This is a genomic window from Colwellia sp. BRX10-4, assembly GCF_014077465.1.
GTDB lineage: Bacteria > Pseudomonadota > Gammaproteobacteria > Enterobacterales > Alteromonadaceae > Colwellia_A.
The window spans coordinates 484,335-503,783 of record NZ_JACGVZ010000001.1 but is presented as its reverse complement, the minus strand read 5'-3'; the positions used below and the strand labels follow the sequence as shown (position 1 = coordinate 503,783).

Annotated in this window: 18 protein-coding genes; 3 read left to right on the top strand and 15 right to left on the bottom strand. The window is 38.2% G+C overall.

Annotated elements, in window-relative coordinates; translation table 11 throughout:
* Positions 1–7: 7 nt before the first annotated feature.
* Both metA and recA read right to left on the bottom strand, forming a co-directional pair.
* Positions 8–955: a homoserine O-succinyltransferase gene (metA, locus tag H4J67_RS02315; RefSeq protein ID WP_182202762.1), complete on the bottom strand. Its 948-nt coding sequence runs from the start codon at positions 953–955 to the stop codon at positions 8–10.
* Between the two features lie 427 nt (positions 956–1,382).
* Positions 1,383–2,429, bottom strand: a complete 1,047-nt coding sequence (gene recA, locus H4J67_RS02310) for a recombinase RecA (RefSeq protein WP_182176036.1) — start codon at positions 2,427–2,429, stop codon at positions 1,383–1,385.
* Between the two features lie 337 nt (positions 2,430–2,766).
* Here recA and mutS point away from each other — a divergent pair, with 337 nt between their 5' ends.
* Entirely contained in the window at positions 2,767–5,346 is a 2,580-nt protein-coding gene (gene mutS, locus H4J67_RS02305) for a DNA mismatch repair protein MutS (RefSeq protein ID WP_182202785.1), read from the top strand.
* A gap of 60 nt (positions 5,347–5,406) precedes the next feature.
* On the opposite strand, the gene rpoS is transcribed toward mutS, so the two are convergent.
* The 10 genes from rpoS to H4J67_RS02255 form a co-directional block, all read right to left on the bottom strand.
* Positions 5,407–6,330, bottom strand: a complete 924-nt coding sequence (rpoS, locus tag H4J67_RS02300; RefSeq protein WP_182176037.1) for an RNA polymerase sigma factor RpoS — start codon at positions 6,328–6,330, stop codon at positions 5,407–5,409.
* A gap of 86 nt (positions 6,331–6,416) precedes the next feature.
* Positions 6,417–7,277 (bottom strand): peptidoglycan DD-metalloendopeptidase family protein, encoded by an 861-nt coding sequence (locus tag H4J67_RS02295; RefSeq protein ID WP_220471606.1) that lies wholly within the window; start codon positions 7,275–7,277, stop codon positions 6,417–6,419.
* A 29-nt stretch (positions 7,278–7,306) separates the two neighbouring features.
* Complete coding sequence (locus H4J67_RS02290; protein WP_182202760.1) at positions 7,307–7,885, bottom strand: YqaA family protein; 579 nt, start codon at positions 7,883–7,885, stop codon at positions 7,307–7,309.
* 138 nt (positions 7,886–8,023) lie between these two features.
* Positions 8,024–8,686: a protein-L-isoaspartate(D-aspartate) O-methyltransferase gene (locus H4J67_RS02285; protein ID WP_182176039.1), complete on the bottom strand. Its 663-nt coding sequence runs from the start codon at positions 8,684–8,686 to the stop codon at positions 8,024–8,026.
* Between the two features lie 76 nt (positions 8,687–8,762).
* Positions 8,763–9,509, bottom strand: coding sequence for a 5'/3'-nucleotidase SurE (gene surE / locus H4J67_RS02280; protein ID WP_182176040.1), 747 nt, complete (start codon positions 9,507–9,509; stop codon positions 8,763–8,765).
* Positions 9,509–10,543 (bottom strand): tRNA pseudouridine(13) synthase TruD, encoded by a 1,035-nt coding sequence (truD, locus tag H4J67_RS02275; RefSeq protein ID WP_182176041.1) that lies wholly within the window; start codon positions 10,541–10,543, stop codon positions 9,509–9,511. The genes surE and truD overlap by 1 nt, the downstream gene beginning before the upstream one ends.
* Before the next feature lies 1 nt (position 10,544).
* Positions 10,545–11,045, bottom strand: coding sequence for a 2-C-methyl-D-erythritol 2,4-cyclodiphosphate synthase (gene ispF / locus H4J67_RS02270; RefSeq protein ID WP_070374503.1), 501 nt, complete (start codon positions 11,043–11,045; stop codon positions 10,545–10,547).
* The gene (gene ispD / locus H4J67_RS02265; protein ID WP_182176042.1) at positions 11,042–11,800 is read right to left on the bottom strand and encodes a 2-C-methyl-D-erythritol 4-phosphate cytidylyltransferase; all 759 of its coding nucleotides are present in this window, start codon (positions 11,798–11,800) and stop codon (positions 11,042–11,044) included. The genes ispF and ispD overlap by 4 nt, the downstream gene beginning before the upstream one ends.
* A 7-nt stretch (positions 11,801–11,807) precedes the next feature.
* Positions 11,808–12,110 (bottom strand): cell division protein FtsB, encoded by a 303-nt coding sequence (ftsB, locus tag H4J67_RS02260; protein ID WP_182176043.1) that lies wholly within the window; start codon positions 12,108–12,110, stop codon positions 11,808–11,810.
* 112 nt (positions 12,111–12,222) lie between these two features.
* Positions 12,223–12,840, bottom strand: coding sequence for a hypothetical protein (locus tag H4J67_RS02255; protein ID WP_182176044.1), 618 nt, complete (start codon positions 12,838–12,840; stop codon positions 12,223–12,225).
* Between the two features lie 215 nt (positions 12,841–13,055).
* On the opposite strand from H4J67_RS02255, the gene H4J67_RS02250 reads away from it, so the two are divergent.
* Positions 13,056–13,949: a mechanosensitive ion channel family protein gene (locus H4J67_RS02250; protein WP_182176045.1), complete on the top strand. Its 894-nt coding sequence runs from the start codon at positions 13,056–13,058 to the stop codon at positions 13,947–13,949.
* Positions 13,950–14,073: 124 nt separating this feature from the next.
* Here H4J67_RS02250 and H4J67_RS02245 read toward each other — a convergent pair whose 3' ends face one another.
* The 3 genes from H4J67_RS02245 to H4J67_RS02235 all read right to left on the bottom strand — a co-directional run bounded on the left by H4J67_RS02245 (position 14,074) and on the right by H4J67_RS02235 (position 18,437).
* A complete protein-coding gene (locus H4J67_RS02245) occupies positions 14,074–14,499 on the bottom strand; it encodes a hypothetical protein (RefSeq protein ID WP_220463331.1) in 426 nt (141 codons plus the stop codon).
* An 845-nt stretch (positions 14,500–15,344) separates the two neighbouring features.
* Positions 15,345–16,643 (bottom strand): phosphopyruvate hydratase, encoded by a 1,299-nt coding sequence (gene eno, locus H4J67_RS02240; protein ID WP_182176046.1) that lies wholly within the window; start codon positions 16,641–16,643, stop codon positions 15,345–15,347.
* Between the two features lie 156 nt (positions 16,644–16,799).
* Complete coding sequence (locus tag H4J67_RS02235) at positions 16,800–18,437, bottom strand: CTP synthase (RefSeq protein WP_182176047.1); 1,638 nt, start codon at positions 18,435–18,437, stop codon at positions 16,800–16,802.
* 291 nt (positions 18,438–18,728) lie between these two features.
* Here H4J67_RS02235 and H4J67_RS02230 point away from each other — a divergent pair, with 291 nt between their 5' ends.
* Entirely contained in the window at positions 18,729–19,328 is a 600-nt protein-coding gene (locus H4J67_RS02230; protein ID WP_182202758.1) for a DUF4202 domain-containing protein, read from the top strand.
* Positions 19,329–19,449 lie beyond the last annotated feature (121 nt).

Below are 19,449 nucleotides of genomic sequence, written 5' to 3'. Positions count from 1 at the left end.
ACACTGTTTATATTTCTGCATCTGGATGTATTGCTTTAATATTTGTTGCGTCTAGCTTGTACGGTGTGATCTGATAGACATAATAGTTTAACCAATTAGTAAATAATAAACTGGCATGACTACGCCATGAACTGTGTGGCACTTTTGTTATGTCACCATCAATGTAATAATTGTTGGGCATAACTGCATCAACATCAGCCTTAAGGTCACGTTGAAACTCTTCATCTAATGTGGTTGAGTCATATTCTGGATGGCCGGTTAAATAGACCTGCTGTTTATTTTTGCTCGCGACGACATAAACGCCTGCTTGTGGAGATTCAGCAATAATCTTTAATTCAGGAATTGACAGGTAATCAGACTTATCAATATATCCAAATCGTGAGTGTGGGACATTAAAAAATTCTTCAAAGCCGCGGGTAAGCTGTTCTTTTTGGTCGATGGGGCTATGCTGAAATACACCGGATAATTTTTCTTTTCTTAAATGTCGTCGTAATCCATAGTGATGATATAGAGCGGCATGAGCAGCCCAACAAGAAAACATTGTTGAAGTGACATTTTCTTCAGCCCAATCAAATATTTCACAAATTTTATCCCAGAAAGTTACTTTTTCGTATTCCATTAACGCCAATGGTGCACCGGTTATAATTAAGCCATCGTATTGAGTATTCTTAATGTCATCAAAGAGACGGTAAAAATCATCTAAGTGCTCTTTTGGCGTATGTTTGGATTCATTGGCGTGAATACGCACAAAATCGACATTTATTTGTAAAGGTGTATTAGACAATACCCGTAATATTTGAACTTCTGTTTCAATTTTATTAGGCATTAGATTGAGAATAGCCACTTTCATTGGGCGAATTTCTTGACTTGCCGCTCTACGCTCAGACATTACAAAAATATTTTCTTCACCTAAAATAGACAAAGCAGGTAATAAATCTGGAATTTTAATGGGCATAGCGTTTACCTAATCAAATAATGTCAAACAAGCATGAACACTTCGTTCTCTACTTTCATTTATTAACTTATATTCTGGCTACCAATCAACATACAGGTTTCGACTAACTCAAGCACTACGAATGATAACGGATATATAAATATTATCATTTTATGGTACGTGTATTTTTAGCTATGTCAACATCTAAACGTATAGACGTCTATAATGTTTTTTACGTTAATATTATTTGTCATCTATAGCCTTAGCGAGTAAATATTGGTGTAACTAGCCTAATAGAGTGTTACGTAGAAAAATGGGGAGGTATTCGGTCAGTAAATAGGCTATCAGCCTATTAAATAAAAATGAAACAAGAGAAAAAAATCATTAATTAAATATAAAAAAGCCACTGTAAATACAGTGGCTTAATAATAGTTTAAACTTTTAATGTTTATTCTACAGCTTCTTCTTCTTTATCTTCTTTAGGTGGTTTCTCACTTGCTCTTACACTTTTAATTAACAGTAAGTCGCGTAAACGCTTATCAAGCTCTTTTGCCATTGCAGGTTTTTCTGCTAAAGATTTAGCTGCATTTGCTTTACCTTGACCAATGCGATCGCCATTGTAGCTATACCAAGAACCAGCTTTTTCAACCATGTTATGCAAAACACCTAAATCAATTAATTCACCTAAGCTATTAATACCTTGGCCATATAAAATCTGAAATTCAGCTTGTTTAAAGGGAGGCGCTATTTTGTTTTTAACTACTTTTACGCGGGTTTCGTTACCAATAATTTCGTCGCCTGCTTTTACAGCACCAATACGTCGAATATCTAAACGAACAGAAGCATAAAATTTAAGTGCATTACCACCCGTTGTGGTTTCAGGGGAACCAAACATCACACCAATTTTCATACGAATTTGGTTAATAAAAATAATCATGGTATTTGATTTTTTCAGATTACCCGTTAACTTACGCATTGCTTGTGAGAGCATACGAGCTTGTAAACCCATATGCGAGTCGCCCATATCGCCTTCAATTTCAGCTTTGGGTGTAAGGGCAGCAACAGAATCGACAACAATAACGTCAATAGCACCTGAACGCGTTAGCATGTCACAAATCTCTAACGCTTGCTCACCGGTATCAGGCTGAGAAACAAGTAACTCATTAATATTAACACCTAGCTTTTCAGCATAAATTGGGTCTAATGCATGCTCGGCATCAACGAATGCACAAACTTTACCATTACGCTGAGCTTCAGCAATAACTTCAAGCGTTAACGTTGTTTTACCACTTGATTCAGGACCATAAATTTCAACAACACGCCCAAGTGGCAAGCCACCAGCACCTAATGCAACATCAAGCGCTAATGAACCTGTAGAAATGGTTTCAACATCCATGGTGTTGTTATCACCAAGCTTCATAATTGAGCCTTTACCAAATTGTCTTTCGATTTGACTTAATGCTGCTGCTAATGCTTTTTCTTTATCATCTTTCATATTTATTCCGCCGATGTTACTAAGATTTCGTTTGATGAGGCAAGTATACTGTATGATCATACAGTATCAAGCTTTTTTACAACTATTTTCATTTTATTATCAAAAAACAAAAAAATGTGACTTTTAAGTTATTGATAAATAATAAAATAACCAACAAAGATAACTTTCAACCATTGCTCACCAAAAAGTTACTATTTATATTGTTAGTATAAAATCATCACATAAATATTATCGTATTCAGTAAAAATTTTAGTTAAATAAATAGAGTCTAAATTTGCCAGTTATGACATAATTGCCACCTTACTCTTTCATTGAACTTATGAGTTACCGCATAGAAATGACGACAGCAAACTTAGACTTATCCTCACACACCCCTATGATGCGCCAGTACTTAACCATTAAAGCTGAGTTCCCTCATATTTTAATTTTTTATCGCATGGGTGACTTTTACGAATTATTTTTTGATGATGCAAAAAAAGCATCTGATTTGCTCGATATTTCATTAACCGCTCGCGGCAAGACAGGTGGCAATGCAATACCTATGGCGGGCGTTCCCTATCATGCGGTGGAGAATTATCTAGCAAAATTAGTACAACTGGGTGAATCTGTTGCCATTTGTGAACAAATTGGTGACCCAGCAACCAGCAAAGGCCCTGTTGAACGTAAAGTTGTTAGGGTTATTACTCCAGGTACGGTGAGTGATGAAGCATTATTACTTGATAAGCATGACAACCTAATTGTTGCGGTAAGTGAAGGTAATAATAAGTCATCGCAACGCTTTGGGCTGTCTTATCTTGATATGACCAGTGGCCGCTTTGTACTGACTGAGCCAAATACCATTGAACAGTTACAAGCTGAACTACAGCGTTTATCTCCTGCTGAATTACTATACAGTGAATCGTTCTCAGCGCCAGAGTTACTAAAAGGCTATCAAGGATTAAGAAGAAGACCTGAATGGGAGTTTGATTTAGACACAGCTACTAATTTACTCAATACACAATTTGGCACTAAAGAACTTTCTGGTTTTGGTGTTGGTGATAAATTATTAGGCTTAATGGCCGCTGGTTGTTTATTTCAATATGTAAAGGAATGTCAACGCAGTGCGCTTCCTCACATTCGAGCCATTATTTGTGAGTCTTCTGCTTCTGGTGTCATTTTAGATGCGGCAACTCGTCGTAATTTAGAACTCACGCAAAACTTACAAGGTGGCTTTGAAAATACTCTAGCATCGGTATTAGACAAGTCAGCGACACCAATGGGTTCTAGATTACTAAAACGTTGGTTACATTTTCCTTTACGTGATTTAAACATATTAACTGCACGTCAAAATGCAATTAGTGAACTGTTGTCACAAGATTTAACGACTGAATTATTTAGCCAACTTAAATCTTTTGGTGATATTGAGCGTATTGTTTCTCGCATTGCCTTACGCTCTGCACGTCCAAGAGATTTTGCTCGCTTACGTAATGCTTTAAGTCAATTGCCTGAACTTCAGCAACATTTACAAACTTGTCAGCAAGCACATATCACTGAATTAGCATCAAAAAGCTTTCCAATACCCAACTTACACGACTTATTGCAGCATGCTTTAGTTGAAAACCCACCCGTTCTTATCCGTGATGGTGGCGTTATTGCCAAAGGCTATCATGAAGAACTTGATGTGTTACGTGACTTAAGTGATGGCGCAACTGAATTTCTTGCCCAACTCGAAGCACGTGAAAAAGAACGTACGGGTATTAGTTCCTTAAAAGTAGGTTATAACAGGGTTCATGGCTTCTTTATTGAAATGAGTCGTACTGCCGCGAACGATGTACCTGATGATTATATTCGCCGACAAACCTTAAAAAATAACGAACGTTTTATTACCAATGAACTAAAGCAACACGAAGAAAAAGTACTCAGTGCACAGAGTAAGTTTCTCGCCTTAGAAAAACGTTTATATGATGAATTGTTCGATTTAGTATTACCTGATTTAGAAAAACTGCAATTACTTGCTCAAGCTGTCGCAGAACTAGACGTTTTAAATACCTTTGCAGAACGTGCAGAAAGCCTAAATTATGTTAAACCAAGTCTAAGCCAAAATGACGGTATTGAGATCAAAGCCGGTCGTCATCCTGTCGTTGAGTTAATGACTAGTGAGCCCTTTATCGCTAACCCAGTCACATTAAATAATGAACGTAAGATGTTGATCATTACGGGTCCTAATATGGGCGGTAAATCTACCTATATGCGCCAAACAGCGCTCATTGTTTTATTGGCTCATATTGGTTGTTATGTCCCTGCTGATGCGGCAAATATTAGTATGGTTGATCGAATATTCACCCGTATTGGTGCTTCTGACGACCTAGCGAGTGGTCGTTCAACCTTTATGGTTGAAATGACAGAAACCGCAAACATTCTCCATAATGCAACAGAAAAAAGTTTAGTGTTACTTGATGAAATAGGCAGAGGAACCAGTACTTATGACGGTTTATCTCTTGCTTGGGCGTGCGCTGAAATGCTGGCGATTAAAACTAAAGCCTTTACTTTATTCGCTAGCCATTATTTTGAGCTAACTCTGTTAGCCGATCAGATACCAAGCTTGGTTAATGTTCATTTAGATGCGGTTGAACATGGTGATACCATCGTCTTTATGCATACCGTTCAAGAAGGCGCTGCAAGTAAGAGCTTTGGCTTACAGGTTGCACAACTTGCTGGTGTGCCCAAGACCGTTATTCAACGGGCTAAACAACGCTTGGCTGAACTGGAAAGACAACAAGCTCCTTCTGTTATCAATGTTGAACAACAACCCTTCGAGCAACTTTCATTTATTGATAACACTCACCCCGTACTCGAATCATTGTCATCAATTGATGTAAACGATTTAACCCCCAAACAAGCATTGGATTTATTATTTGAGTTTAAAAGCAAAATTTAGCTCTTAATAATAAGTAAAAAAAACCAGCAATTGCTGGTTTTTTTATCGAAGCTAAAATATCTACGCTTGAAACAAAGCTTCAATCGATAAGTCTTGTTGACTTAAAATATCGCGTAAACGCTTAAGCGCTTCAACTTGAATTTGACGAACACGTTCACGTGTTAAACCAATTTCTACACCAACATCTTCTAATGTTGCCGCTTCATATCCTAATAAACCAAAACGACGGGCAAGTACTTCACGTTGCTTAGAGTTAAGTTCGTTTAACCAGTGGATAATATTATTTTTAATATCGGATGTTTGCAAGCTACCTTCTGGACCACCACTTTTATCATCAGGGATCACATCAAGTAATACTTTATCGTTTTCACCACCGAAGGGTGAATCGACTGAGGTCATACGTTCATTTAGACGCAACATTTTAGTGACATTAGCGACTGGCACATCAAGCGCTTCAGCAATATCTTCTGCAGTAGGTTCGTGATCAAGCCTTTGCACTAATTCACGCGAAGTGCGTAAATAAATATTGAGTTCTTTAACGACATGGATAGGGAGACGAATAGTACGTGTTTGATTCATAATGGCACGTTCAATTGTTTGACGTATCCACCATGTTGCATAAGTTGAAAAACGAAATCCACGTTCGGGATCAAATTTTTCTACCGCGCGGATTAAACCTAAGTTACCTTCTTCAATAAGGTCAAGTAGGGGTAAACCACGATTATTATAACGACGGGAAATTTTAACAACTAAACGCAGATTACTTTCGATCATACGTTTTCTTGAGGGTTCATCACCTTTAAGGGCAAGGCGAGAAAAGTACACTTCTTCTTCTGCGCTAAGTAATGGAGAAAATCCAATTTCGCTTAAATACAATTGGGTGGCGTCTAAATTCGATGGCACATCTTCTCTATCTTTAGATGATGCTCTAGTTGATTCTTTGTTATCTACACTAGTACTTACCAATTCTTTTTCTATACCCATGATGTATCTCCCGATATTTAGCAAAGCCAACTATCAATGATTAAATATGCACACTAACTCCAATTTATTATTATTATTATTTGTCGTTATTTAGACAGGTACTTCATAGGATTTACTGATTTACCGCGAAAGCGAACTTCAAAATGAAGCATGACTCTTTCAGCGTCTGTATCACCCATTTTCGCTATAACCTGACCCGCTTTTACCGACTGTTTTTCTTTCACTAAGATACTATCGTTATGAGCATAAGCACTAAGGTAATCATCATTATGTTTAACAATAATTAGCTGACCGTATCCTCGTAAAGCATCTCCGGCATAAACTACCACACCATCAGCTGTCGATTTAATCGAGTCACCACGTATACCTGCGATGTTTATTCCTTTATTACCTTGTTTTGCTGTAGAAAAACCTTCTGTAACTTTTCCTTGAGCAGGCCACAACCAACTTCTTATTTTTTGAGAAAAAACTGTGCCATTTGTAGAGGTTTTATTGTTTACTTTTTGCCCTCTAACATTTTTACCATACGCCTGCTTTTTATTTGATGCAACAGGTTTTTTTACCCTTGTTGGTATGTTACTTTTCTGCTTTTCATTGCGCGCTATATTACTAGTGGCTTGGCTCGAATTTTTAACTAAAAATAATTTTTGTCCAGGGAATATTTTGTAAGGAGATACCAGATTATTAAAAGTGGCTAAGCTACTAATATCAACATTAGCTCGCCAAGCAATAGAGTATAGAGTTTCACCTTTTTTAACGATGTACTCGCGACCCTTTAAGCTATTTTTAACACGCTTACTTAATGGAACTGAGCCTTGAACATCAACAACGGGGGCGGGTTTATGGTTAGAAGAACAACTTACCACAGACAAACTAAGCACTAAAAAAACCACATAAGTGATTGTTTTAGTACTTAATAGAACATAATTTTCACGATTTAAAATCAAAAAACCATCCTAGTGTTGTCTGTATTGATTTAACGTAAAACAAAATAAGCCACAATAATAAGCCCAACAATCAGCCAACCCAGTATATCTACCCATTGTCTTATCTTTTGTTCCATAGCGGCACCTCCCCAGCGAATAACACCGGCAACTAAGAAAAATCGCATCCCACGACCAATTGCTGAAGCGATTAAAAATGGCAGAAAAGCCATATGTAAGAAGCCAGCACTGACTGTGAATAGTTTATAAGGGATCGGTGAAAATCCAGCAATAAAGACGACCCAAACACCCCATTGCTGAAACCACAGCACAACGGCGTCAAAAGCATCTTGCTTACCCAAAGCGGTAATTGCTGGTTGTATCCAAGGTTCAAACATATAATAACCGAGTAAATAACCAACAGAACCTCCCAAAATTGAAGCTATCGTTGTTAGTGTTGCATAAGACCATGCTTTATGTGGTTTAGCCAGCACCATGGGTGCTAAAAGCACATCGGGGGGAATAGGGAAAAATATAGATTCAGCAAAAGTTATTAGTGCCAGTATTCTTGGCGCAAATTTATGTTCAGCAAAACGAAGTGTCCATTCATACATTTTTGAAAAAATTTTCAATTAAATCATACCTTTTTTAGATAATAAAGACCGAGTAATATTGTTTAGTTTATTTATGCAAAGACCGCAATACTCTGCAGCAAATCTAGGGCTATGGCAGTAACGTACTCGCACAGTTTTTTATATCAAGCGATGAAATTAAATTAACGCACCGGGCACAAGCGGTACAAATTTAACCATTTCAACTTGTTGTTCTTTGTACTCATCGCCATGACGAGTAATAACTTTCAGTATTTGCGTATCTGTGCCAACAGGTATCACTAAGCGCCCACCATCAGCTAGCTGTTCGAGTAATGCCTTAGGCACTTCAGTTGGCGCTGCAGTAACAATAATCGCTTGAAAAGGAGACTTACTACTCCAACCTTGCCAGCCATCACCGTGCTTCATTGAGACGTTATTTAAATCTATTGATTGCAAGCGACGTTTCGCCTGCCATTGTAATGCCTTAATACGCTCGACCGAAAAAACTTTAGCAACCAATTGTGTAAGGATGGATGTTTGATAACCAGACCCTGTTCCTATTTCTAGAATGCTGTCAGGGACACCGTCCGCTAATAATAATTCTGACATTTTTGCCACTATATAAGGTTGAGAAATAGTTTGTCCCTGCCCAATAGGCAAAGCCGTATTGTCGTATGCTTTATGCGCTAAGATTTCAGGAACAAAAATATGACGAGGTGATTGAGCAATTGCTTGCAACACTCGCTGATCACGTATCCCTTCTGTGTATAATTTTTGCGCTAATAGCTCGCCGCTACGACGTGATTTACCGCTCACATTGCTCCCTACCCTTACATTCATAACCTGCTCTTTTTATTTTTTTTATTTTAAATTAACATGTGATTTATCTAAAATTTAGCAATAACTCAAGGGTAACTTAAATGATTAAGTCGCCAACCCAACGAGTGATCGATGCCAAACTATCATGGGCGGTCATATCAACGGTTAACGGGGTTATCGATGCATAACCATTGGCAATAGCATGAAAGTCTGTACCTTCGCCACAATCTTGCTCTTGGCCTAATCGACCGTACCAATATATATCACGTTGCCATGGGTCTTGCGTTTTTTCCATCATTTCTGCTTTATGACGATTACCCAAGCGTGTCACCTTGATACCTTTTAATTCACTAAGCGGAATATCAGGGACATTAATATTGATAATTTGATCAACGGCTAATGGGTGAGATTGTAAACGTTGAATAAATTTTGCCGTAACCACGGCAGCTGTTTGGTAGTTTTGTTCACTTTGACCCACCAAGGAAACAGCGATTGCTGGCATCCCCATGTGCCGCCCTTCGGTTGCCGCCGCAACCGTACCTGAATATAAGGTATCATCGCCTAGGTTTGCGCCACAGTTAATACCGGCAACAACTAAATCAGGTGTCAGCAGCTGACTGATGCCAAGATGAACTGAATCGGTTGGTGTGCCGTTTACTGAAATGAAACCATTGTCTAACGTTTGAATGCGTAGCGGATTCATTAGCGTTAAAGAGTTACTGGCACCACTACAGTTTCTATCGGGTGCGACTACCGTTACCTTAGCTATTTTTACTAATTCGTCGTGTAAAACTTTAATACCTAAAGCATGAACACCGTCATCGTTACTGAGTAATATTTTCATTAGTTTACCGCTCGCTCTGTCATATCTTGATAACTGATTAATTCACGTAAAATGGTGGTTGCATAACAACCAGAAGGTAAAAAGAAGCTCAATGTTATAGTGTCATCAACCGACTTTATACTGCCTTCAGTTAACGACAACCTAATTCTACGTCGTTCTTGCTTTAAGCCAAATTTAGCTAAACCTTGGCAAAAGTCAGCGTAACCATCGGCAACCTGTTGCTCTAGCTGTTGTGATTCACCTTGCGACATTAATTCGCCAGCGCCCCACAGCGCAGCCGTTAAGTCGATATCTTTTTCTTGAAAGCGTTGACGAATGGTTGCATCGATTTCATCAGCCAAAAATACCGACTGTGTGCCGCTTAACATAAAAACATCACCCGTTTGTAAAGATTCAAACTGATTTCTTTCAATACGAGTACTGATTATTTGATTAAATATTTCTGAGCGAGCCGCCGATAAATAAAGGCCACGTTTCTTTTTATCTTTTACTTTCTTACCTTGAAATAACTCCAACGCTCTTTCAAGGTTGCCGCCATTAATACCAAAGCGTTGTTCACCAAAGTAGTTAGGCACACCAAATTGGCTAACTGCTGCCCAGCGGCGTAAGACATCATCGGTATTACTGACATTACGTAACACTAATTCGAAGTGATTACCTGACAAGGCACCGATGCGTAATTTTTTGTTATGACGTTGTTGGGAAAGAACTTCGACACCTTCGATGGCTAAGTTACTTAAATCATAAATCGCTTTGCCTGGTAGGTGAATACCAAACCACTGCTCGGTAACAGCAAATCTGTCTTTTAAGCCGGCATAAGAAACTAAACCTTCTTTTACCTTAAAGTATTTAGCCAACTCACGGGCAACAACTAGCGTATTGGCGCCAGTTTTTCTCAGATGAATAAATAAATGCTCACCTTCGCCGCAAGGTTCAAAAGGTAATTTTTCAAAGACCTTAAAATCAGACATTTCACTACGAAGTTGACCAGTGGCATTCGGTTGGGTATATAAATATTGTAATGACTTGCTCATTTTATTGATTATTCTCTATAACGGCTGCAGAAGATTTTGTCAGTAAGACCACAGCGTGAACAGCCACACCTTCTTTACGACCTGCATAACCTAACTTTTCAGTCGTGGTTGCTTTTACATTCACTTGATCTAGCTCTGCTTGTAAGTCTTCACTTAAGCAAGTACGCATCGCCAATAAATGTGGTGCTATTTTAGGGGCTTGTGCAACGATAGTAATATCGGCATTACCGAGTTGATAGCCTTTTTCAATCATTAAACCGACAACATGCTTTAATAAAATTCGACTATCGATATTTTCATACTGGCCATCTGTATCAGGAAAGTGATTACCAATATCGGCTAAGCAAAGCGCCCCCAATATTGCGTCACACAAAGCGTGAATAGCAACATCACCATCCGAGTGAGCAATAAAGCCTTGCGGATAATCTATTTCTACACCGGCTAAAACAATAGGGCCTTTGCCACCAAATTTGTGTACATCAAAGCCGTGACCTATTCTCATGGTGTTTCCTGTAATGTTGGTTTTTGTTGCTGTTGTTTTTGCTTAGCTAAGAAAAAAGCAGCTAAAACGAGATCATCTGGATGAGTAATTTTTATATTTTCACTGCTTGCCGAAACTAACAGACTAGGTAAATTAGCCCGTTCAATTGCTGATGACTCATCAGTGAGTTCAGCTCCCTGATTAAGGCCATTAATAATCGCGGCTTTTAATTCTCGCACGGGAAACATTTGTGGTGTTAGCGCGTGCCATAAATGCTCTCGCGCTACCGTTGACAAAACTTGCGGACCATTTAACGTACTCAAAACCGATCGTTTCATGGTGTCTCGCACCGGTGCAGCTAATAATCCACCCACTTCTTTTGCTAGGCAACGAGCAATTAACGTTGAAATATCATCATGAGTAACACAAGGTCTCGCGGCATCATGCACCAATACCCAAGAATAGTGCTCAGGGTCAATCGCTGTTAATCCAGCCAGTACAGAGTCAACTCGTTCTTTGCCGCCAATAACCGTTTCAACCTGAGCATTATTGATCAATGAAGTTTGTGGGTAATATTCATCATTTGCACTAAGCGCGATAATGACTTTATTTATCGACGGATGACTTAACAGGCGTTCAATGGTGTGTTCTAAAATCGTTTTATTATCAATAGTTAAATATTGCTTAGGACAATTTGCTTGCATACGTTTACCTGCACCCGCAGCAGGAACAACAGCAATAAATTGTTGAGTGAGATCTTTTGAATTAATTAGCATAACGTTGTTATTCCGGATCTATTTGCATGGTGTTTTTTTCAGAGGGTATTACACGAAAAAATGTTTCGTTTTCTTTTATCATCCCTAACTCATTTCGGGCGCGCTCTTCAATAGCTTCGACGCCTGATTTTAAATCGTCGGTATCAGCATATAATAATTTATTACGTTGTTTTAGCTTGTTATTGTCCGCTATTTCACGTTTAACTTCTTGTTCCAAAGCTAGATAGTCAGGCACACTGTTTTTCCCAAACCATAGTCGGTGTTGTAATAACATCAGAAAAACCAGTAAAAGTACGGTTATAGCGCGCATAAAAACCTAATATAAAGCTTAAAATTCAGTCAAAAAAGTGCCAGTACGATTGCCATTATAAATGGGTGTTTGCTGGTGTAAACATTATTAACACATTAATAATGTTTAAAAATTAAATTGCTAACGATTGTTTAAAGTTACGCCAGTTAATAGCACAAGATAACAACAACTCACGTAAACTCGGTGTTAAAGGGTTTGCTCGGTGAGCATTTAACCAACAATGGCCACTACAAGCTGCAGTCATCACTTTCTTATTGGGTTTGAGTAATTGCCCTATTGCTTGGTTTTGTTCAAGTCCAGTTAAAGAAAACCAACCATGAAGATTGGTTCGAAAACGCTGTTGCTCAAGATCAATTCTGTCAATAGAGTCTAATAATATCGTGGCATCTTTTGCAATAGGCACCACTAGGCCATGATGCAACGTTGCCGATAAATACCACTGTTTTACTGACTCGCTGTCTTGACCATTTAATGGCATCTGTAAACCTTGTTTAGCTGACCAAGTTGCATTTTGCACATCAAGCTTTAGAGGTGTTTGCACTTGTAACATGGAATTTGCCGTACGCTTGATATAATGAGGTAAACTTTTTAATCGACCCTGCATCAATGGGGCTGATAAAAGAGGATCTATACTCAACTGCCCCAACTCTCTTTCGTATAGCGCATTACAAAGCTCAGCAAAATCAGCTGATTGATAGTCCCTTTGCCATATTGTGGTTTGTTCATTCATGAATAATTGAGTGCTTTTTAATACGTTACTGGGTAGAATTTAACCTGAAGTTTAAGCATAACCTATTGGGTGAAAAAGATAAAATAAAGCTACAGTCTTTATTTATGGCTATTATCATACACATTATTAGCTTTATCGCCCTTAATATTAACCAATAGCGCTATGCTGTTAATTGAACTCCACATAACCTAACACCGAAAACTCATGGAAAATATATGTTTGAAAAAGTAGCAAGTAAAAGCCCAGTAGTAGAAAAAACTATCTCTCTAGCGCCAACCGATTTATTACGACAAGAAATAGATCAGGTCAGTTATATTTATAATATCATTGTTAATTTTTTTGCTAATTATACCTTCCAATTGATTGGCGCCTTCATCATTTTCGCGCTCGGTTATATCGTCGCAGGCAAAATATCCAATGTTGTATTGAGACTATGTACAAAACATAAACTTGATATCACCTTAAGTCAGTTTTTGGCCAGTACCACCAAAATGCTTATCGTTATTATGATAACCGTTATCTCGTTAAGTAAATTAGGCATTAGTGTTACGCCATTTATAGCTGCCATTGGTGCCATTTCTCTTGGTGCAGGCTTAGCCTTACAAGGTTTATTAGCTAACTATGCAGCTGGTTTTAATATTATTATTATTCGCCCCTTCGTGGTTGGCGATACCATAACTGTGCGCGGTGTTACCGGCATAGTCAAAGAAGTTCTCCTGGCTTATACCATAATTCATGACCAAGACGGTGTTGCGATTACCATACCGAACAAACATATTGTTGGCGAGATATTACACAACTCCAAACATGACTCATTATTAGAGTTAACAGTGGGTATCGCTTATAAAGAAGATCCATTACAAGTGGTTACTATTTTAGAAAGAACGATAGAGGAACTCAATATCGTTGGTGAATCGCGCGAACCACAAATTGGTATTAGCGAATTTGCTGACAGCTCTATCAATATTTCGATACGCTTATGGACGCCCACGGCTAATTATTATGATGCTAAATTTAAAGCCTACAAAGCAATTTACTTAGCCCTGAAAGAAAACAATATCGAGATCCCGTTCCCACAACGCGATGTTCATTTAATCTCACAAGCTTAGTATAACAGTTGAATAAGTCTGACTTTCCACCATAAATTCAATGCATAAAAAAACCACTTATTGAGTGGTTTTTTTTCGAGGAAAATTGTAGCTGCGGATAATGTTCGAAACTAGCATGCCAAAATTAAAGCTCATCTACCGTTATCCACTCTGTTAGTTCGCTAGAATTTCTCAAAGCGAACTGCCTTTTAATCAGTCTCCCTGATGGATCAAAGAGTAAAAGCTCCGCAGGGCTAGCTTGATATTCAGCGATAAACTGGTCTCCCTCTGGGGTCCTAATTTTGGCGATAAGAAAGAGAACTTGGACACCAAGCTGATCACGAGCTTTATTCATCTGTTCAGTCTGGCTTATGCTAACTACAAGGTTTGGATCGTAAATAAACACTAGAGCCGGCAAGCCGGTGCCTATTTGCTCGTGAGTCATCTTAAAAGCTTTAGGCATCAACGTTACTGCAAATCCTATAAATATAAATATCAATACGATGACACTAATATAAATCCAAGGATTTCGACGAGTGGAGCTAAGGTTGTATTTTTCGTTGATGAACAATTCCTCTTTCTATTTTTGAAGCTATAACAGCCTATTAATACGCATTTCAGATTAAACCGTCGAAAATTTCAACGACAATCTTTTACGCACCACATTTTTTTATAATATATCTTATAAGTTATCAGCAATTTTTGTTGTATTCAACATCGTATATAACTTTGCATAACGAACCATGATATATCTGAGCCCAGACATGGTTCGTCATACATGTATTCCATGTAAATTAAAGGTAATAAAAACAATTTAATACCAATTAATTTGGGATAAACGAGGCTTCGCCATATATTTAAATAACATGCCAATAAATTTGGTTAGTGATTAATTAGATAACCTATGACTAATAATTTATAACTAATGTCTATAAAGCGCATAAGTGATTTTAAATATTGCTGACTGAATCTCTGATATTATGATCGAAAACGTGCCTTTTTACATAATTAAATGTTATGAGAGCCTTTTAAAAATAAACGACTGTAAGTAAGGCTAATCTCACCCTTACGCATAATCATAAAATATAACGAATAATTATTAGTTTAGCTGCTAATTGCTTTTAGAGCGAAGACGTCGCACGAAATTGACGATAGTCAATAAGTACTTCTAACAACGAAGTAGGAAGAAATAAACATGCTTTAGCTATGTTATTAAAGTAACCACTTGCCTAAATCAGTTATCCCTAAAAATAAAAAGCCACTCAAATGAGTGGCTTTTTATGACTATATTTATAACAAAAATAACGAATTAAAATGTGAGTTAGTTCAAACTACCACTAGGCAGACGCACGGAGTTGACGATAGTCAATGAGTACTTCTAATAACGTGGTAGGAAGAAATAAACATAGTTAATCGTTATTGGCCTTTAACTTCTGACAGGCCGTTGAATATAGCTTTATCACCAAGGTACTCTTCAATACGTAGCAATTGGTTATACTTAGAAACACGGTCTGAACGACAAAGTGAACCGGTTTTAATTTGGCCTGCCGCTGTACCTACCGCTAAATCAGCAATCGTTGCATCTTCAGTTTCGCCTGAACGATGAGAAATAACAGCAGTAAAGCCAGCATCTTTCGCCATTTTAATCGCTGCTAATGTTTCAGTTAAGGTACCAATCTGGTTAAACTTAATTAAAATTGAGTTGCCAATACCTTGTTCAATACCACGAGCTAAGATTTTAGTATTCGTTACAAATAAATCATCACCAACAATTTGTATTTTATCGCCCAATAATTTTGTTTGGTAAGCAAAACCATCCCAATCAGACTCGTCCAAACCGTCTTCAATAGAAACGATAGGGTATTCTTCGCATAGCGTTGCTAAGAAATCAGAGAATTCGTTAGCTGTAAATTGCTTACCTTCGCCTTTCAGATCGTAAATGCCTTTCTCGCTATCATAAAATTCTGAAGCAGCACAATCCATCGCTAACGTAATGTCTTTACCTAATTCATAACCGGCAGCAGAAACGGCTTCCTTAATAACGGCTAAAGCGTCAGCATTCGAGGCTAAATCTGGTGCAAAACCACCTTCATCACCAACTGCAGTATTTAAACCTTTTGCAGATAATACTTTTTTCAAGGCATGAAATATTTCAGCGCCCATACGTAATGCTTCACTGAAACTTTTAGCACTTACCGGTTGGATCATGAATTCTTGAATATCAACATTATTGTCTGCATGTTCACCGCCATTGATGATATTCATCATAGGTAAAGGTAATGAGTATTGACCTGGAGTTCCGTTTAAATCAGCAATATGTTCAAACAATTGTACTTTCTTTTCCATTGCGGCTGCTTTTGCATTTGCTAATGAAACCGCTAAAATAGCATTGGCACCAAATTTTTCTTTATTTTCGGTACCGTCTAAGTCGATCATGATTTGATCAATAGTGGCTTGTTCTAAAGCACTTTGTCCGATCAATGCCGCTTGAATGTCATTGTTTATCGCCGCAACCGCTTTTAATACGCCTTTACCTAAATAACGAGACTTATCGCCATCACGTAACTCTAACGCTTCACGTGAACCGGTTGATGCGCCAGAGGGTGCAGCAGCACGGCCCCAAGCACCCGATGCTAAAAAAACGTCAGCTTCAACGGTTGGGTTACCACGAGAGTCCATAATTTCACGGGCGATAATTTTACTGATATTCGACATTATAATTCCTTTAAATTGAGTGCACTAAGCGAATGAACCGCTATTAAGTTGGTAATAGTTTTAGTTTACATTTTACTGATAAAACATTTTGCCATAAATAATTATGCCAGAAAGCAAAACCGCAGCACTATGCTACGGTTTTATTAATTTTCAGGTTTAACTTGATTGCTGTTTTTGATGCTCAAATGAAGCAGCAATAAAGCTTTCAAACAATGGGTGTCCATCACGTGGAGTTGAATTAAACTCAGGATGAAACTGCCCAGCAATAAACCAAGGATGATCCGGTATTTCAATCATCTCAACTAATGTTTTATCCGTAGATAACCCCGAGAACACCAAACCAGCTTTGCTAATTTGCTCACGGTAGTTATTATTTACCTCATAACGATGACGGTGTCTCTCATAAATTGTTTCACTGCCATATACGTCATATGCCTTGGTACCTTTCACAATGTGGCACAATTGTGAACCTAAACGCATCGTGCCGCCTAAGTCTGAATTTTCATGACGGTATTCAACTTGGCCTTCTTCATCTAACCATTCATTAATTAAACCTACCACTGGATGTGGGGTTTCAGGGTTAAATTCGGTGCTATGAGCGTCAGTAAGACCAGCAACATTGCGGGCATAATCAATAAGCGCCACTTGCATACCTAAACAAATACCTAAATAAGGCACTTTGTTTTCACGAGCATATTTCGCCGCTAAAATTTTTCCTTCAACGCCACGAATACCAAAACCACCTGGCACTAGTATCGCGTCAACGGTTCCTAAAACATCGGTTCCTTTGCTCTCAAGATCTTGTGAGTCAATGTATTTAATGTTTACCGTTACTTGGTTTTTCAAGCCGGCATGTTTTAATGCTTCGTTAACAGATTTATACGCGTCTGGTAATTCAATATATTTACCTACCATGCCTATGGTAACTTCACCAAAAGGGTTAGCTTCTTGATAGAGTACTTTTTCCCATTCACTTAAATCGGCAACGGGTACATCAAGACCAAAACGTTTAACCACTAATTCATCAATACCTTGGGCTTTAAGTAACGCCGGAATTTTATAGATACTATCAACGTCACGCATTGATAAAACCGCTTTTTCAGCAACATTGGTAAACAAAGATATTTTTGCTCGCTCATTAGCAGGTACAGTGCGTTCACTTCGACACACTAAAATATCAGGGACGATACCGATTGAGCGTAGCTCTTTCACTGAATGTTGAGTTGGTTTTGTTTTAATTTCGCCGGCTGTTTTAATATAAGGCACTAACGTTAGGTGCATATACATCGCACGCTCACGTCCTAATTCTGTACCTAACTGGCGGATAGCTTCTAAGAAAGGTTGTGATTCAATATCACCAACCGTGCCGCCAATCTCAACCATAGCAACGTCATAACCTTCAGCACCCTCGATAACGCGACGCTTTATGTCGTTAGTAATATGAGGAATAACTTGAATAGTGGCACCTAAAAACTCACCTTTGCGCTCACGTGCAAGAATATCTTGATATATTCTGCCGGTGGTGAAGTTATTAAGCTTGGTCATTTTGGTACGAATAAATCGTTCATAATGCCCTAAATCCAAATCAGTTTCCGCGCCGTCTTCGGTAACAAACACTTCACCATGTTGAATAGGACTCATCGTACCCGGGTCAACATTAATATAAGGGTCAAGTTTTAACATTGTGACTTTTAAGCCGCGTGCTTCAAGAATTGCAGCAAGAGAAGCCGCGGCAATACCTTTACCAAGAGACGATACAACGCCGCCGGTTACAAAAATATATCTAGTTGTCATGTGATACCAAAAGTCAGAGTGAGCAGGAATTTTGTGTGTTTTACTTAAGTTGTTTTGCTGGCTTATTACGCGAATTAATGAGCGAATAATGAGGTAAGTTTAGTCATGATCTTGAAAAACGCACCAACCTAGCAGGACGGGAAAACATTATACTTAAAACTAGCTACCACGACAATATGATCAACCGATCAATTTCTGTTATTTTGACAAAAATGTTTAATCACTGTGTTTATTTTATCGATAAAAAGCTAACATATTGTTTTAATTCGCCCTAGGCTTTGGATACCCTTTATGACTTCATCTCGTTTAACCGCCGTACTTTGTGCCATCGATAAAATAAATAGTGAAGATCCCAATCAAACACTTGTTAATGGGCATCCTCAAGCCAATGAATTACTTTATGGTCAATACATGACCTCTTGTCTTGAGCAGTATTTTCCTCAGTCAAATGAATTATTACAAATAGCTGTGCGGGCACAGCATATTAAACGCTGGGACTTAAAGCGTACCCAATTTGATGAAGGCAAAGCTGGCTATTATCAATGGCGAATTTCCCAAGGAAAGTTCCACGCTGAACTCACTAAGTCATTAATGATAGAAAATGATTATTCTGAGCATGAGGCTGAATTGACCGCTTGTATTTTAAGAAAAGAACAGCTCAAAACAAATGCCAACACGCAAACGTTAGAGGATGTCGCTTGCTTAGTATTCTTACAATATTACTTTGACGCTTTTGCCGCTAAATATACCGAAGCAGACAACGAAGCTAAAATCATTAGGATAGTAAAGAAAACTTGGGGAAAAATGTCAGCGCGTGGCCACGAAATAGCACTTTCATTAACACTACCTAACCATTTAGCGACCTTAGTGGGTAAAGCACTCGCTGATTAATAATTAACCGTTAAGTTTGCTCCACCTCCGCTGAAAGAGGCAAACGCCATAGAAAAATAAAGGGGCGTGTTACGGCCAGATTTTGTTGCACAACGAGACCTAATATAATGATTAATAGGTC

Excerpts from the sequence above, each read along its gene's own strand:
- metA (WP_182202762.1), bottom strand. The coding sequence starts at position 955 with ATGCCCATTAAAATTCCAGATTTATTACCTGCTTTGTCTATTTTAGGT.
- ispF (WP_070374503.1), bottom strand. The coding sequence starts at position 11,045 with ATGAGAATAGGTCACGGCTTTGATGTACACAAATTTGGTGGCAAAGGC.
- H4J67_RS02255 (WP_182176044.1), bottom strand. The coding sequence starts at position 12,840 with ATGAATGAACAAACCACAATATGGCAAAGGGACTATCAATCAGCTGAT.
- surE (WP_182176040.1), bottom strand. The coding sequence starts at position 9,509 with ATGAAAATATTACTCAGTAACGATGACGGTGTTCATGCTTTAGGTATT.
- eno (WP_182176046.1), bottom strand. The coding sequence starts at position 16,643 with ATGTCGAATATCAGTAAAATTATCGCCCGTGAAATTATGGACTCTCGT.
- H4J67_RS02250 (WP_182176045.1), top strand. The coding sequence starts at position 13,056 with ATGTTTGAAAAAGTAGCAAGTAAAAGCCCAGTAGTAGAAAAAACTATC.
- ftsB (WP_182176043.1), bottom strand. The coding sequence starts at position 12,110 with ATGCGCGCTATAACCGTACTTTTACTGGTTTTTCTGATGTTATTACAA.
- mutS (WP_182202785.1), top strand. The coding sequence starts at position 2,767 with ATGACGACAGCAAACTTAGACTTATCCTCACACACCCCTATGATGCGC.
- recA (WP_182176036.1), bottom strand. The coding sequence starts at position 2,429 with ATGAAAGATGATAAAGAAAAAGCATTAGCAGCAGCATTAAGTCAAATC.
- H4J67_RS02235 (WP_182176047.1), bottom strand. The coding sequence starts at position 18,437 with ATGACAACTAGATATATTTTTGTAACCGGCGGCGTTGTATCGTCTCTT.
- ispD (WP_182176042.1), bottom strand. The coding sequence starts at position 11,800 with ATGCTAATTAATTCAAAAGATCTCACTCAACAATTTATTGCTGTTGTT.
- truD (WP_182176041.1), bottom strand. The coding sequence starts at position 10,543 with ATGAGCAAGTCATTACAATATTTATATACCCAACCGAATGCCACTGGT.
- H4J67_RS02285 (WP_182176039.1), bottom strand. The coding sequence starts at position 8,686 with ATGAATGTAAGGGTAGGGAGCAATGTGAGCGGTAAATCACGTCGTAGC.
- H4J67_RS02230 (WP_182202758.1), top strand. The coding sequence starts at position 18,729 with ATGACTTCATCTCGTTTAACCGCCGTACTTTGTGCCATCGATAAAATA.
- rpoS (WP_182176037.1), bottom strand. The coding sequence starts at position 6,330 with ATGGGTATAGAAAAAGAATTGGTAAGTACTAGTGTAGATAACAAAGAA.